Source organism: Myxococcus sp. AS-1-15 (assembly GCF_020037055.1).
GTDB classification, from domain to species: Bacteria; Myxococcota; Myxococcia; order Myxococcales; family Myxococcaceae; genus Myxococcus; species Myxococcus fulvus.
In genome coordinates, this window is the sequence record NZ_JAIQDF010000006.1 from 194,748 (window position 1) to 207,833 (window position 13,086).

The window sequence follows — 13,086 nt, forward strand, 5'->3', positions numbered from 1 at the left end:
ACGGGCCGCACCTATACCGCCCGCGCCCGCCCGACGGGAGCACCAACGGCATGACGCCGTTGCCTTTCCCACCCCGGACCGAGGCCCGCCTGCTCGCTAGCCCTCCTTCTGGAGCATCCCCAAGAGCCGGGCCTTCACATCCGGCCACTCGGTGTCGATGACGGAGTAGTAGGCGCTGTCGCGCACCACCCCACCCCGCACCAGGACGTGGTGGCGGAGGATTCCCTCGAACTTCGCGCCCAGCCGCTCAATCGCGGCGCGCGAGCGCGTGTTGCGCTGGTCCGTCTTGAGCTGCACGCGCATGACGCCCAGCGACTCGAAGGCGAGCTGGAGCAGCAGGAACTTGCACTCGGTGTTGACGCGCGTGCGCCACACCCTGCGCCCCAGCCACGTCCAGCCGATCTCCAGCGTGCGGCTGTCGCGCTGGATGTCCAGGTAGCTGGTGGAGCCCACCGGCGTGCCCGTCGCCTTCTCGAGGATGACGAAGGGGCGCTCGGTGCCCTTCTCCGCGCCGCGCAGGCGGTCCGCGATGAAGCGCTCCACGTCCGCGAGCGTGCGCGGCACCACGGTGAAGTACGTGAAGAGCTCGTCCTCGCACAGCGCGGCGAGGGCCGGGGCGTGCTCGAGCGACAAGGGCTCCAGGCGCACCGCGCGGCCTTCGAGGACGACGGGGGGAACGACCAGCGGCAGGGGCTCCCTCCAGGGGAGCCCCTCGTCCGACGGAAGCAGCGGGACAGGGGCGCTCATGAGGTGCCCACTGTCCGTCGGCGCGTCCCCACGCGCCAAGAGCCACTTGTCGCGGGCTCAGTAGTACCGCTTGCGCTTGCTGCTCGGGAGGATGCCCAGCACCTCGCGGTACTTGGCCACCGTGCGGCGGGCAATCTCGGTGCCCTGCGAGCGCAAGAGCTCGACGATCTTCTGGTCCGAGTACGGGTTGCGCGCGTCCTCCTGCGCGACGAGCTGCTTGATGTGGTGCTTCACCGCCTCGCTGGCGGTGTCCTCGCCGGACACGCGGGCGATGGACGAGTTGAAGAAGTACTTCAGCTCGAAGATGCCCTGCGGCGTGTGCACGTACTTGCTCGTCGTCACGCGGCTCACCGTGGACTCGTGCATGCCGATGTCCTCGGCCACGTCGCGCAGGATGAGGGGCTTGAGGTGCGCGATGCCCTTGTCCAGGAAGTCGCGCTGGAACTTCACGATGCTCTCGGTGACCTTGTAGATGGTCCGCTGCCGCTGGTGGATGGAGCGGATGAGCCACACCGCGCTGCGCAGCTTGTCCTGGATGAAGTCCTTCGTCTGGCCGGGGCCCACCGCGCCCGTCTTCAGCGCGTTCCGGTAGGTGCCGGAGATGCGCAGCTTCGACAGGCCGTCGTCGTTGAGCACCACCGTGTACTCGTCCCCCATCTTGTAGACGAAGACGTCGGGGGTGATGTACTGCGCGTCGTCCCCGCTGAAGTTGCGGCCCGGCTTCGGGTCCAGCTTGGGGAGCAGCTTCACCGCCTCCACCACCTCTTCCAAGGTGACCTTCAGGTCCTTGGCGATGGCGGGCAGGTTCTTGCTCTCCAGGTACTTCATGTGCCGCTTGATGATGAGGCCCAACAGCGGCGCCTGCGGCTCCTTCATCCCCTGCAGCTGGATGAGCAGGCACTCCTGCAAGTCGCGAGCGCCGCAGCCGCGCGGCTCCAGCATCTGGATGCGACGCAGGGTGCGCTCGGCGATGTGCATCGGCACGTCCGCCTCGTTGGCCAGGCGGATGAGCGGGTCTCCCTCGATGTCCGGCAGCTTGAGGTAGCCGTCGTCATCCAGGTTGCCCAGGATGAGCATCGCGATGCGGCGCTCGGCGTCGTTCAGGCGCAGCGTGCCCAGCTGCTCCTGGATGTGGTCGACCAGGTCCTCCTTCTTGACCAGGTTCGCCTCGAACGACGGCAGGTCGTCCGTGGCCACGTTGCCCTTGTTGGACGCCGTGGTGGGCTCGTTGAACTGGTAGCTGTTGAGGTACTGCTCCCAGTCGATCTCCGGGGGCCCGTCCCCGTCCGCCTTGAACTCCGGGGCGTTGTCCCCGGAGGCCGACGGCAGCTCCACGTCGCGCGGAATCTCGACGTTGTCCGCCTCCAGCGACGCCTCTCCGGGCTCCTTGTCCCCCACGTCGCCCGGTGCCTGCTCGTCCGGCTGCTCCAGGAGTGGATTCTGATCCATCTCCTCGCGGACCTGCTCCAGCAGCTCCATCCGGGAGAGCTGAAGCAGCTTGATGGCCTGCTGCAGCTGCGGCGTCATCACCAGCTGCTGCGCAAGCTTCAGGCTTTGTTTGAGTTCCATCGCCATGAGACAGGGTCTCCCCGAGTGATTCAGCCCCTACACGACACGGGACCAATCAAAGACCGTGCCAACGTAACAAGGCCCCCTGACGGCGTCTAGTGCCCGAATCGTGGTCCCTTGCTTGCATATTCAAAATTCCACAAGGAAACCAAGAGCTTGCACGCACTGAGCGTGACTGGGCCTTGTTGACCTGTCGACGCAAAAGCGAGGCCAACCGGAGTCTATGCACTCGGTTGGCCGCTTGCCAGTCGTCCCTCAAAGCGGCTGCTGGAGGCGGAACCGCTCCCCCAGGTAGACGGCGCGCGCGCGGGGCGAGGCGGCGATCTCCGCGGGGGTGCCCTCCTCGAGGATCTGCCCCTGTGTGATGATGTAGGCCCGGTCACAGATGCCCAGGGTGTCCTGGACGTTGTGGTCGGTGATGAGGACGCCCAGGCCGCGCTCGCGCAGCAGGAAGATCTGCCGCTGGAGGTCACCCACGTTGATGGGGTCCACGCCGGCGAAGGGCTCGTCGAAGAGGATGAAGCGCGGCTGGGGCAACAGGCTCCGGGCAATCTCGGCGCGGCGGCGCTCGCCGCCGGAGAGGGTGCCGCCCAGGGACTCCGCGACGTGGGAGAGGCCGAACTCCTCCAGGATGGCGCTGGCGCGGGCCTCGCGGGCCTTCTTGTCCAGGCCCTTCTGCAGCTCCAGCACGGACAGGAAGTTGTCGCGCACGGTGAGCTTGCGGAACACGGAGGCTTCCTGGGGCAGGTAGCCCACGCCCCGGCGCGCGCGGCGGTGCATGGGCAGGTGCGTGAGGTCCTCGTCGCCCACACGCACGCGGCCCGCGTCGGGCGTCACCAGGCCCACCACCATGTTGAAGCTGGTCGTCTTGCCGGCGCCGTTGGGGCCCAGCAGGCCCACCACCTCGCCCGGGGACACGGTGAAGGACACGCCGTTGACCACCTGGCGCCCGCGATAGGCCTTCTTGAGCCCCTCCGCGTACAGCTTCGCGTCGCTCATCGCGGCGCCGCCTCCGGGGCCACGGGGGCCGTGCGAGCGGGCGCGGGCGCGGCCTTGCGCTTGGGGGACGAGGGGGCCGACGGCGGCGACTCGAAGATGATGACGGCGTTCTCCACCTCGAGCTTCTCGCTGCCCAGCGTGAGGCGGACCTTCGTCCCTCGCATGTACGTGGTCCCCTGGCGCGCCTCCGGGGTGCCGGTGACGACGAGCACGCCCGAGGCGACGTCGTACTCGGCGCGCTCGCCGCGGGCCATGCGGTCGCCGTCCACCGCGTGCACGCCGCCGGTGCACACCACGCGCGTCACCACGCGGGGCGGCGCGAAGTAGGCGGTCATCCGGTCGCACTTCAGGTCCAGGGTGCGGTGCTTCACCTTCACGTTGCCGGTGAGCGTGGCCTGCGACTTGCCGCCCTCGATGAGGTCGGCGTTGATCTGCACCGGCTCCTTCAGGTCCACCGGCCCCAGGGGCCCCTGGCCCGGGCTGCCCGCGGCGGCGGCGGCAGGCGTGCCCCCATCCGTGGGCGTGGCGGCGGCGACGGCGGGCACCGGCTGCGCCACGAAGAAGGCCATCACGAGGAACTCAATCACGCCCTGATTCTCCCAGCACGGTCTCCACCGAGCCTTCGAAGGTGAACGTCTCATCCGGGAAGGACAGCTCGAAGCGGTCCGCCCGCAACCGGTACGCCGGCCCTCGTACCTTCACGCCCTCGTTGCCCCGGGCGCCCTTCTCCACGGCGTCGTAGGTCAACCGCGGCGTCTCCACCACCATGCCCTCGCCCGTGCGCACCACCACGCCGCCGGACGCCACCAGCTGCTTGGACGCGAGGCTGCCCTCCATATTCGGGGCGCTGATGTCCAGGCCCTTCTCGGTGCCCACCGACATGCCCTGCTCGGGGGTGCCCGGGGGGATGCGCAAGGTCGCGTTCGTGGCCTGCACGTCGCCGCCGGAGCGCTGGTACGTCAGCGACTCGGCCTTGCCCGACAGCGTCAGGCGCTCGCCCTCGTAGGACACCAGGCGCGCGCCGCGGAGCACCACCTGCGGCGGAGGCTGCTGGGACGCCCCCTCCGCCGGGCGACGCGGGGAGCACGCCGCGACGAGCAGGCAGAGGGCGAGGAGGCGGACGGGCTCGGAGCGCGACACGAGGGTGCCTTCTATCACCGGGCGGTGGCCGGCGCCGCCCCGGCGAGCAGGGCCTGGGGGGAGGCCTCGACGGGGGGCCGCGTCTTCCAGCGCTGATGCATCCACACCCACTGCTCGGGGGTGCGCCGGATGGCCGCCTCGATTCGCGCCGACAGGGCGGCGGTGAGCGCCAGCGCCGCGGCCTCGCGGTCCTCGACCTCGGGCAGGGGCACGTCCTCCATGACCAGCCGGTAGCCGCCGCCCTCCACGCGGTGACAGAAGCCCGTCACCACCGCCGCGCCCGTGCGCACGGCCAGGTCCGCCGCCGCGCGGGGCGTGGCCGCCAGCTGCCCGAAGAAGGGCACGAAGAGCGACTGCACCTTGGTGTCCTGGTCGATGAGCAGCCCCAGGATTTCACCGGCCCGGAGCGCGCGCAGCATGGCCCGCGCCGCGCCGTCCTGGCCCCGCCAGATGCTGCGCACCCCACCCCGCTCCCGGAAGCGCTCCACCAGCTTCGTCAGGCGCGGGTCGGTGGTCTCCTTCGCGATGCTCTGGCTGGGGTAGCCCGCCCGCGCCACCCGCCGGGCCAACAGCTCCCAGTTGCCCACGTGCCCGGAGATGAAGACCACGCCCTTGCCCTTCGCCAGGGCCGCGTCCAGCACCGCCCGGTCCGCCTCCGGCCACGCCACCAGCGACTCCAGCCCCCGGTCCAGCGCGCCCGTGCAGGCCACCTCCAGCGCCGCGGCGCCCAGGTGACGGAAGGACGCGCGGGCCAGGTCCTGCCGCTCCGCGTCGGACTTCTCCGGAAACGCGGTGCCGAGGGACTTCAGGGCCTTGCGGCGCTCACCGCCCGCAATCGTGTAGGCCCACCCGCCCAGGCGGGAGCCCAGGGCCCGGGCCCACCCCAGGGGGAGGGGTTGAAGGCACAACAGGACCGTCCGGATGAGCAGGTACCGGAGGAAACGTTTCAGGCGCTTTGCTAAGGGTGGACGCTCCACACGTCGCTCCATATCCCATGCGCGAATACAACTTCGACGGGCTCGTCGGTCCTACCCACAACTACGCGGGTCTGTCGCCCGGCAACCTGGCGTCACAGAGTCACGTCGGAGAGTCGAGCCATCCCCGGGAGGCCGCGCTCCAGGGCCTGGAGAAGATGCGCTTCGTCTCCGGCCTGGGGGTCGGCCAGGCGGTGCTGCCACCCCAGCCGCGCCCCTCGCTGCGCGCCCTGAGGACCCTGGGCTTCACCGGCACCGACGAGGAGGTCATCACCCGCGCCGCGCGCGAGGCCGAGCACCTGCTGCGGCTGACCTCCAGCGCATCCTCCATGTGGACCGCCAACGCGGCCACCGTGGCGCCCAGCTCCGACACGGCGGACGGCCGGGTGCACCTGACGCCCGCCAACCTGTCGCAGATGTTCCACCGCGCGCTGGAGGCGGACACCACGCACGCGGTGCTTCGCGCCATCTTCGCCGACGAGAAGCACTTCGCGGTGCACGCGCCCCTGCCGCCCGGCAGCCACTTCGCGGACGAGGGCGCGGCCAACCACACACGCCTGGCCACCCCGGGGCACGCGGGGGTGCACCTGCTCGCCTGGGGCCGCAGCGCGTGGCAGGACGTGACGGGCCCCAAGCGCTTCCCGGCGCGCCAGACGCTGGAGGCGAGCCAGGCGCTCGCGCGGCTGCACCAGTTGGACGCGCGCTCGGTGCTCTTCCCGCAGCAGCACCCCGAGGGCATCGACGCGGGGGCCTTCCACACGGACGTGCTCGCGGTGGGCAACGAGCGCTTCCTCATGCTGCACGAGCTGGCCTTCGTGGACCACCCGGGGCTGCTCCAGGTGCTGCGCGAGAAGCTGGGCCCGGACTTCCGCGCGGTGGTGGCCAGCAGCGCGGAGCTGCCCCCCAAGGACGCGGTGAAGGCGTACCCCTTCAACTCGCAGGTGCTGACGCTGCCGGACGGGACGATGGCCATCGTCGCGCCCATCGAGAGCCGCGAGACGCCCGCGGCCCGAGGCTTCCTGGAGCGCGTGGTGGCCGAGGACACGCCGGTGAAGGCGGTGCACTACCTGGACGTGCGCCAGTCCATGAACAACGGCGGCGGGCCCGCCTGCCTGCGCCAGCGCGTGTGGCTGACGGACACCGAGCGCCGCGCCATCCACGCGGACGTCTTCTACACGCCCGCCCTGCACGAATCCCTGGCCGCATGGGTGCGCCGCCACTACCGCGACGTGCTGCGTCCCAAGGACCTGCAGGACCCGCTGCTCGCGCGCGAGACGATGACGGCGCTGGACGAGCTGACGCGCATCCTCAAGCTCGGCAGCGTCTACGACTTCCAGCAGTGACGCCCGCCCGCCTGCTCCAGTGACAGGACGCCGAGCCCTCGCACCGGGGGCTCCGTCCCGAGGGGCGAGGAGTGCCGTGGCCCCAACCGTCGCGGTGACACACCTTTCGTTCAAGGAGGTGGCGTCCCGTGATTCCGGCTTCCATCCAATACTATCTGCGTCGCAACCGAGTCCTCTACGAGCGCTACTGGCACCCCCGGGCGGTCACCGCCCAGGAGCTGGCCGAGGCGCTCCATGTCTCCGGCTGGCGCGTGGCCAAGTCCGTCATCGTGATGGCGGACCGTCAGCCCTGGATCTTCGTCGTCCCCGCAGCGGGCACCGTGGATTTGGAGCGCGTGCGGGAGCTGCTCGGCGTGCGCACCGCCCGGCTCGCCACCGAGCGGGAGTTCTCCGACCACTTCCCGGACTGCGAGGTGGGCGCGGAGCCGCCCTTCGGCGAGCTGTACGGCCTGCCCGTGGCGGTGGATGAGACGTTGAGCCTCACCGAGCACCTGCTCTTCCGCGCGGGCTCGCACGAGGAGGCCCTGGAGATGCGCTTCCAGGACTTCGCCACGCTGGAGTGGCCGCTCGTCGCCTCGTTCATCCACGAGCGGCTTCAACCCTCGGCCTCGGCCGTCACCGTCATCCCTCCCATCCTGATGGAGCAGGACGCGCCGATTCCGGCGTGAGGAGGGTCAGGGTTCCACGAGCGGCTCGCGGGAGTCTCCCAGCAGGTGCTCCAGCTCCTGCGCGCGCGGGTCGCTCAAGAGCTCCTTGCGACGCGAGTCCACGCGAGCACGCTCGGCGGACTCCAGCCGCGTCATCCAGGCCCGCGCGGCCTCGCGCGCATCGGGCGGCAACAGCGCCAGCCCCTCGCTCACCGAGCGGGCCGCCGCGTCGTAGCGCTTGAGTGACTCCTGCAGCCGCGCCACCGCGAAGTGGGCCTCCGCGCTCGGCAGGAGCCGGGCCACCGTCTGCCGCCGGTCCACCGCGCGCGACAGGAGCCCCTCGCGCTCGAGCCCGTCCGCCTCCATCGACAAGAGGCGCGCCCGCTGACGGTAGTCCGTGACGAGGCCGCCCACCTCCTGGAGCGTCTGGCGCGCCCGCCGCGTCAGGCCCGCGTCCATCTGCCAGGAGGCCAGGATGAGGGCCAGCTCCAGGTCCTCGGGGTGACGTGAGCGCAGGGCCTCGATGTCCCTCAACGCGGCGTCGCTCTCTCCTCGCCCCCGGAGCACCTCGGCGCGCAGGAGCGCGGTGTCACGCTCACCCGGCGCTCGACGCTCGACCTGCACGCAGGCCGCCTCCGCCTCGGGCAGCTCCTTGCGCGTCAGCCGCAGCCGCGCCTCCCGGGCCCACAGGGCCGTGACACCCGGGCGGCCCTCGAAGTGCTCTCGCGCCCAGGCACCATAGGCCAGCGCAAGGTCCGAACGATTCAGATGCCAGGACAGCGCGTCCAGCAGCGCCCCGGCGATGTCGGGCGAGTCCGGCGTCATCGCCACCAGGTCCTCCACCGTGCGCGCCCGTCGGACCGCGTCGCCCACGAGCGCGCCCTTCTCGCCCGCCTCGTACGCCAGCCGGTACTCCAGGAAGGCCTGCGAGCGGTGCCCCATCGCCAGCAGCGCATGCGCCGCGACCCGATGTGACACCGCGTCCAGCGGCGCCAGGTACAGCGCGCGATTCACGAAGGCCAGCGTCTGGCTCGCGCCCTCGACCCCTCGCGCCGCGTGCGCGGAGGCCACCAGTCGATACAGCAGGTAGTCGGCCGGGTGCCGGTCGATGAGCGCGAGCCCCCGCGCATGCACCGTCTCCACCGGCGCCCGCGCGCGGACCTGCTCCGCCAGCTCGGTCTCCGCGTCCGAGAGTCGCGAGGCACCGGGCAGCAAGGCCACCAACGCCACCGCCATCAGCGCACCACTGGCGCCCAGCGAGACGAGGGACGAAGGCAGCGCCCACGCATCCGCGGTGTCGCGCTCGCGAGGGCGCGCCACCGTGCCGAGCACCACCAGCGCCGCCACCGCGCAGGCCGGCAGCTCCAGGCTGAAGTCGAAGAGGTTGTGCAGGGCCAGCGCCGCCACGCCCGCGAGCGCGGACACCTCCAGCGCGTCCAGCCCCTCGCGTCGCGCCAGCCGCGCGAAGCCCCAGACGGCCAGGACCAGCAGCAGCAACCCGGGCAGGCCCAGCTCCGCCGCCAGCTGGAGCACGGCGTTCTCCGGGTGCGTGAGCGTGTTCGGGTTGAGCTCGGACTGGTAGCGCGGGAAGGCCGCCTCGAACGCGCCGCGCCCCATGCCCAGCGCCGGGAAGGACGCGGCTGCCCTCGCCATCATCGGCCACAGCGACACCTTGGACTGGCCCAGCTTCTCCAGGCTGTCCGCCGAGCGGGCCTCGGCCCAGAGCGGCTCCGCCACCGCGTACGCGCCCACGGCCAGCACCGCCACGAGCCCCAGCACCGGGACGAAGCTCCGCGCGGACGTGACGCCGCGCCGGTCCTCCTGGCGCCTTCGCGCGAGCCACAGCGCGAGCAGTCCCTGACCGAGGACGAGGAACACGATGCCGCCCCGTGACAGCGTCAGCACCACGCCCAGCCCACACGCGCCCGCCGCCAGCGCATACGGCAGCGCCTTCATGGGAGGCCGCATCGTGAGCGCCAGCCCCACGCCCACCGACGCCCCCAGTCCGAGGAAGCCCGCCAGGTGATTGGGGTTGCCGAAGAACGTCACCAGCGTCGGATGCGCGTGCACCCAGGAGCGCAGGCCGAACAGCGACGTCACGCCCATGAGCGCGTGGCCCAGCCCCACCAGCGTCACCGCCGCGCCCGTGAAGGTCACCACCGCGAGCAGCCTGCGACGGCTGTCCTTCGAGCGCGACACCTGGACCGTGGCGAGGAAGACGAGCAGGTACGCCAGGTGCTTCGACAGCTCACGCCACGTGGCCGGCGGGTCCAGCGACACGGGCCGCGCGCCGCCCAGGCCCAGGGGCTCCAGCGCGAACTCCCGCAGCGCCGCGGCCTCGGGGCTCACCCACCCCAGCACGCCCGAGGGCAGGGGGACGAGCTGCACCGCGCACAGCGCCGCGCCCGCGGCCAGGGGCGCGGCCATGAGCGGGAAGCGCAGCGACTGACCGTGTCGCCGCGCGCCGATGCACGCCAGCAGGGCCGCCGCGCCGGAGAGGAGGCCCAGCGGGACGAGCACCCACTTCGCCGCGCCGCCGAGCGCCAGCGGACACACGACGACGAGCATGGCCAGGGCCACTTCGGCGAGCCGGGTGTACCGGGAGCTGCTGCGTTGCGAGGGGGCCATGCGAGAGGGCTTGCGAGTATGGCATGGGCTCCGCAACCCTCTGCTTTCCGGCCCGCACCTCCTGCTCGGCGGCTGACAGGGCCGGCAGGCGCGGAGCCCCTCCCTCCCTGTCCGGCGTTGAAAACCCCTCCGGCCCCCGAGTGGGCTTGCATCCCGAAGACCTTCTGGCATCTTCGCCCGCACCCATGCGCCGCTTCCTGCTCGCCACCGCCCTCCTCTGCGCCACCCTGTCCGGCCTCGCCGGCTGCAAGGGGCCCTGCCGCGAGCTGTCCGAGAAGCTGTGCGACTGCTCCATCAACTCGGTGGAGAAGGAACTCTGCCTCCAGAACGCCTCGCGCGAGGAGAGCCGGGTGGAGCCCACCCCCGAGCAGGAGGCCGTCTGCGAGACGAAGCTCGCCGGCTGCGACTGCAAGAAGATTGAAACCGCCGAGGGCAAGCGCGAGTGCGGCATCGCCCGCGAGGGCGGCATCGACTGAGGAGGCGGTAGCCCTCAGGCCCCCGGCGCCACCGGCCGCGCGCGCGTGGATGCACCCTCCGCGTCCACCCACGGCTGCAGCGCCTTGCGCACCCGGGAGCGCATCGGCGTCTCCACGTACCGGTGCACCAGCACGGACGCGGGCAGCGCCAACAGCAGCACCGAGCCCAGCCAGCCCCACGGCGTGTTGAGGTCCACCCACGGCGACAGCACGCGCTCCAGCTTCATCGCCGCCTCGCCCGCGGGGTACTGGAGCAGGTACAGCGCGTAGCTCGCCGAGCCCAGGTGCACCGCCCACGGGCGTGACAGCACCCTGCCCAACAGGCCCCCACCCCGCGCCAACCCGTACACGAGCAGCCCCGAGGCGGGCGCCAACAGCGCGTTGTGCATCAGCACGTACGGAATCCGCTCGCCCGCCGCGCCCGCCGCCACCAGCAGCGCCGCGCCCAGCGCCGCCAGCACCGCGCCCGAGCCCTTCGCCGCACCCACCTGCCGCTCGCGCACGAAGCACCAGCCCAGGAGCACGCCGAAGAGGAACTCCGGCAGGCGCGAGAGCGGCGCGAACTTGAGCACCGCCAGCCACGCGCCCCACGAGTGCGCATCCACCGTGTCCAGCCCATCGGGCCGCAGCGCGAGGTAGAGCACCGGCGGCACGAGCCCCAGCACCCACGTCGCGCCCAGCGCCACGGGCAACAAGGACGGCTTCAGGCGCGACAGCCCGCGCGCGAGCTTCGGGAACAGCGCGTAGAAGAACGCCTCCACCGCCACGGACCAGCCCGGCGGGTTCCAGTACAGCGCGAGCAGCGGCACCCACGCCTGCACCAGGGCCAGCGTCGCCACCGCCGCCACCGCGAGCTTCACCAAGGCCACGTGCCACGCGTTGCTCGCGAACGAGGCGAGCATGGTGGGCGGCGCGGACAGCAGAAAGGTGAGCAGATACACGGGATAGACGCGGGCCACGCGGGCCGCGAGGAAGGCGCGCGTGCCCGTCTCCATGCGCCCGTCCGCGTCCAGGTAGTTCCAGGCGAGCACGAAGCCGGACAGGACGAAGAACACGCCCACGGCCGAGAAGCCCGCGCCCACCAGGTTCTGCAGCCACTCCGGCGCCGGCGCCAGGGCCGGACGCGCGAAGTGGAACAGCACGACATGCAGGGCCGCGAAGAAGCGCAGCCCCGTCAACGCATCGAGTGAACCGCCCCGGCTCACCGCCGGCCGATGCCGTAGTACGTGAAGCCCAGCTCGCGCATGCGCACGGGGTCGAACACGTTGCGGCCGTCGAAGATGACCGGCGCCTTCATCAGCGACTTCATGCGCTCGAAGTCCGGGTGACGGAACTCGTTCCACTCCGTGACGACGAAGAGCGCGTCCACGCCCTCCAGCGCCTCGTAGGGCACGCTGGCGTAGCGGATGCGGTCACCGAAGACGCGCCTGGCCGTGTGCGTGGCCACCGGGTCGTGCGCCACCACCGTGGCGCCCTTGCCGATGAGGCCCTCGATGACCTCGATGGACGGCGCCTCGCGCATGTCGTCCGTCTTCGGCTTGAAGGCCAGGCCCCACACGCCGAACTTCTTGCCCTCCAGCGAGCCGCCGAAGTGCTTGGCCGCCTTGTTCACCAGGAGCTTCTTCTGCCGCTCGTTGGTGCGCTCCACGGCGCGCAGCAGGTCCAGCTCCAGGCCGAACTCGCGCGCGGTGGCGCCCAGCGCCTTCACGTCCTTGGGGAAGCACGAGCCGCCGTAGCCCACGCCCGGGAAGAGGAACGGGTAGCCGATGCGCTTGTCCGAGCCCAGGCCCTTGCGCACGAAGTCCACGTCCGCGCCCACCTTCTCGCAGAGCGCGGAGATGTCGTTCATGAACGAGATGCGCGTGGCGAGCATCGCGTTGGCGGCGTACTTGGTCAGCTCCGCCGAGCGCGTGTCCATGAAGAGCACCGGGTTCTCGGTGCGCACGAAGGGCGCGTACAGCTCGCCCATCACCTTGCGGCCGCGCTCGGAGTCCACGCCGATGACCACGCGGTCCGGCTTGAGGAAGTCGTCCAGCGCGGCGCCCTCCTTGAGGAACTCCGGGTTGGAGACGACGTCGAACTCCACGCTTGTCACCTTGCGGATGGCCTCGCGCACCTTGTCCGCGGTGCCCACCGGCACGGTGCTCTTGTCCACCACCACCGTGTACTGCTTCATCGCCTTGCCGATCTGCTCGGCGGCGGTCAGCACGTACTGGAGGTCGGCGTCGCCCGTCTCACCCTCGGGCGTGCCCACCGCGATGAACACCACGTGCGCGTTGGAGACGGCCTCGGCCAGGTCGCGCGTGAAGAACAGGCGCTTCTCGCGCACGTTCTTCTTGATGAGCTCCTCGAGCCCGGGCTCGTAGATGGGCACCTCGCCCGCCTGGAGCATCCGAATCTTCCGCTCGTCGATGTCCACGCACGTGACGTCGTTGCCCGAGTCCGCGAAGCAGGTGCCCGCGACCAGGCCGACGTAGCCCGTTCCGATGATGGCAATACGCATTGAAGGAGTCCCAGTGGGGAGGTGTCTTGACCAGAACTCATACGCCGGGACGCGCTCGGA

12 protein-coding genes are annotated in these 13,086 nt (G+C 71.2%); 3 read left to right on the forward strand and 9 right to left on the reverse strand.

The features are described from left to right. Positions 1 to 96 precede the first annotated feature (96 nt). From K8625_RS18735 to K8625_RS18760, 6 genes are all read right to left on the reverse strand, one after another. Positions 97 to 747: a GNAT family N-acetyltransferase gene (locus tag K8625_RS18735; RefSeq protein WP_223783453.1), complete on the reverse strand. Its 651-nt coding sequence runs from the start codon at positions 745 to 747 to the stop codon at positions 97 to 99. 57 nt (positions 748 to 804) lie between these two features. Next, a complete protein-coding gene (gene rpoN / locus K8625_RS18740) occupies positions 805 to 2,322 on the reverse strand; it encodes an RNA polymerase factor sigma-54 (protein ID WP_223746142.1) in 1,518 nt (505 codons plus the stop codon). A gap of 249 nt (positions 2,323 to 2,571) precedes the next feature. Then, on the reverse strand, positions 2,572 to 3,315 hold the full coding sequence (gene lptB, locus K8625_RS18745; RefSeq protein WP_046711212.1) for an LPS export ABC transporter ATP-binding protein: 744 nt from the start codon (positions 3,313 to 3,315) through the stop codon (positions 2,572 to 2,574). Next, a complete protein-coding gene (locus K8625_RS18750; protein ID WP_223746141.1) occupies positions 3,312 to 3,902 on the reverse strand; it encodes an LptA/OstA family protein in 591 nt (196 codons plus the stop codon). The genes lptB and K8625_RS18750 overlap by 4 nt, the downstream gene beginning before the upstream one ends. Next, a complete protein-coding gene (locus tag K8625_RS18755; RefSeq protein WP_223783454.1) occupies positions 3,895 to 4,455 on the reverse strand; it encodes a hypothetical protein in 561 nt (186 codons plus the stop codon). The genes K8625_RS18750 and K8625_RS18755 overlap by 8 nt, the downstream gene beginning before the upstream one ends. A gap of 14 nt (positions 4,456 to 4,469) precedes the next feature. Beyond that, positions 4,470 to 5,444 carry a lysophospholipid acyltransferase family protein gene (locus K8625_RS18760; RefSeq protein WP_223783455.1) on the reverse strand — a complete coding sequence of 325 codons (975 nt, stop codon included), beginning with the start codon at positions 5,442 to 5,444 and terminating at the stop codon, positions 4,470 to 4,472. Positions 5,445 to 5,449: 5 nt separating this feature from the next. On the opposite strand from K8625_RS18760, the gene astB reads away from it, so the two are divergent. Then, positions 5,450 to 6,772, forward strand: a complete 1,323-nt coding sequence (gene astB / locus K8625_RS18765) for an N-succinylarginine dihydrolase (protein WP_141324647.1) — start codon at positions 5,450 to 5,452, stop codon at positions 6,770 to 6,772. A 128-nt stretch (positions 6,773 to 6,900) separates the two neighbouring features. Next, positions 6,901 to 7,440 (forward strand): aminoacyl-tRNA deacylase, encoded by a 540-nt coding sequence (locus K8625_RS18770; protein WP_141324648.1) that lies wholly within the window; start codon positions 6,901 to 6,903, stop codon positions 7,438 to 7,440. Between the two features lie 6 nt (positions 7,441 to 7,446). On the opposite strand, the gene K8625_RS18775 is transcribed toward K8625_RS18770, so the two are convergent. After that, positions 7,447 to 10,047 (reverse strand): O-antigen ligase family protein, encoded by a 2,601-nt coding sequence (locus tag K8625_RS18775; protein WP_223783456.1) that lies wholly within the window; start codon positions 10,045 to 10,047, stop codon positions 7,447 to 7,449. A gap of 185 nt (positions 10,048 to 10,232) precedes the next feature. On the opposite strand from K8625_RS18775, the gene K8625_RS18780 reads away from it, so the two are divergent. Next, the gene (locus K8625_RS18780; RefSeq protein ID WP_141324650.1) at positions 10,233 to 10,523 is read left to right on the forward strand and encodes a hypothetical protein; all 291 of its coding nucleotides are present in this window, start codon (positions 10,233 to 10,235) and stop codon (positions 10,521 to 10,523) included. Positions 10,524 to 10,537: 14 nt separating this feature from the next. On the opposite strand, the gene K8625_RS18785 is transcribed toward K8625_RS18780, so the two are convergent. Continuing rightward, the gene (locus K8625_RS18785) at positions 10,538 to 11,728 is read right to left on the reverse strand and encodes an acyltransferase (protein ID WP_223783457.1); all 1,191 of its coding nucleotides are present in this window, start codon (positions 11,726 to 11,728) and stop codon (positions 10,538 to 10,540) included. Then, complete coding sequence (locus K8625_RS18790) at positions 11,725 to 13,026, reverse strand: UDP-glucose/GDP-mannose dehydrogenase family protein (RefSeq protein ID WP_223783458.1); 1,302 nt, start codon at positions 13,024 to 13,026, stop codon at positions 11,725 to 11,727. Before K8625_RS18790 ends, K8625_RS18785 begins: the two co-directional genes overlap by 4 nt. Positions 13,027 to 13,086 lie beyond the last annotated feature (60 nt).

Bases quoted from the DNA above. Each gene is read 5' to 3' on its own strand.
- K8625_RS18735 (WP_223783453.1), bottom strand. From the start codon at position 747: ATGAGCGCCCCTGTCCCGCTGCTTCCGTCGGACGAGGGGCTCCCCTGG.
- rpoN (WP_223746142.1), bottom strand. From the start codon at position 2,322: ATGGCGATGGAACTCAAACAAAGCCTGAAGCTTGCGCAGCAGCTGGTG.
- lptB (WP_046711212.1), bottom strand. From the start codon at position 3,315: ATGAGCGACGCGAAGCTGTACGCGGAGGGGCTCAAGAAGGCCTATCGC.
- K8625_RS18760 (WP_223783455.1), bottom strand. From the start codon at position 5,444: ATGGAGCGACGTGTGGAGCGTCCACCCTTAGCAAAGCGCCTGAAACGT.
- astB (WP_141324647.1), top strand. From the start codon at position 5,450: ATGCGCGAATACAACTTCGACGGGCTCGTCGGTCCTACCCACAACTAC.
- K8625_RS18775 (WP_223783456.1), bottom strand. From the start codon at position 10,047: ATGGCCCCCTCGCAACGCAGCAGCTCCCGGTACACCCGGCTCGCCGAA.
- K8625_RS18780 (WP_141324650.1), top strand. From the start codon at position 10,233: ATGCGCCGCTTCCTGCTCGCCACCGCCCTCCTCTGCGCCACCCTGTCC.
- K8625_RS18790 (WP_223783458.1), bottom strand. From the start codon at position 13,026: ATGCGTATTGCCATCATCGGAACGGGCTACGTCGGCCTGGTCGCGGGC.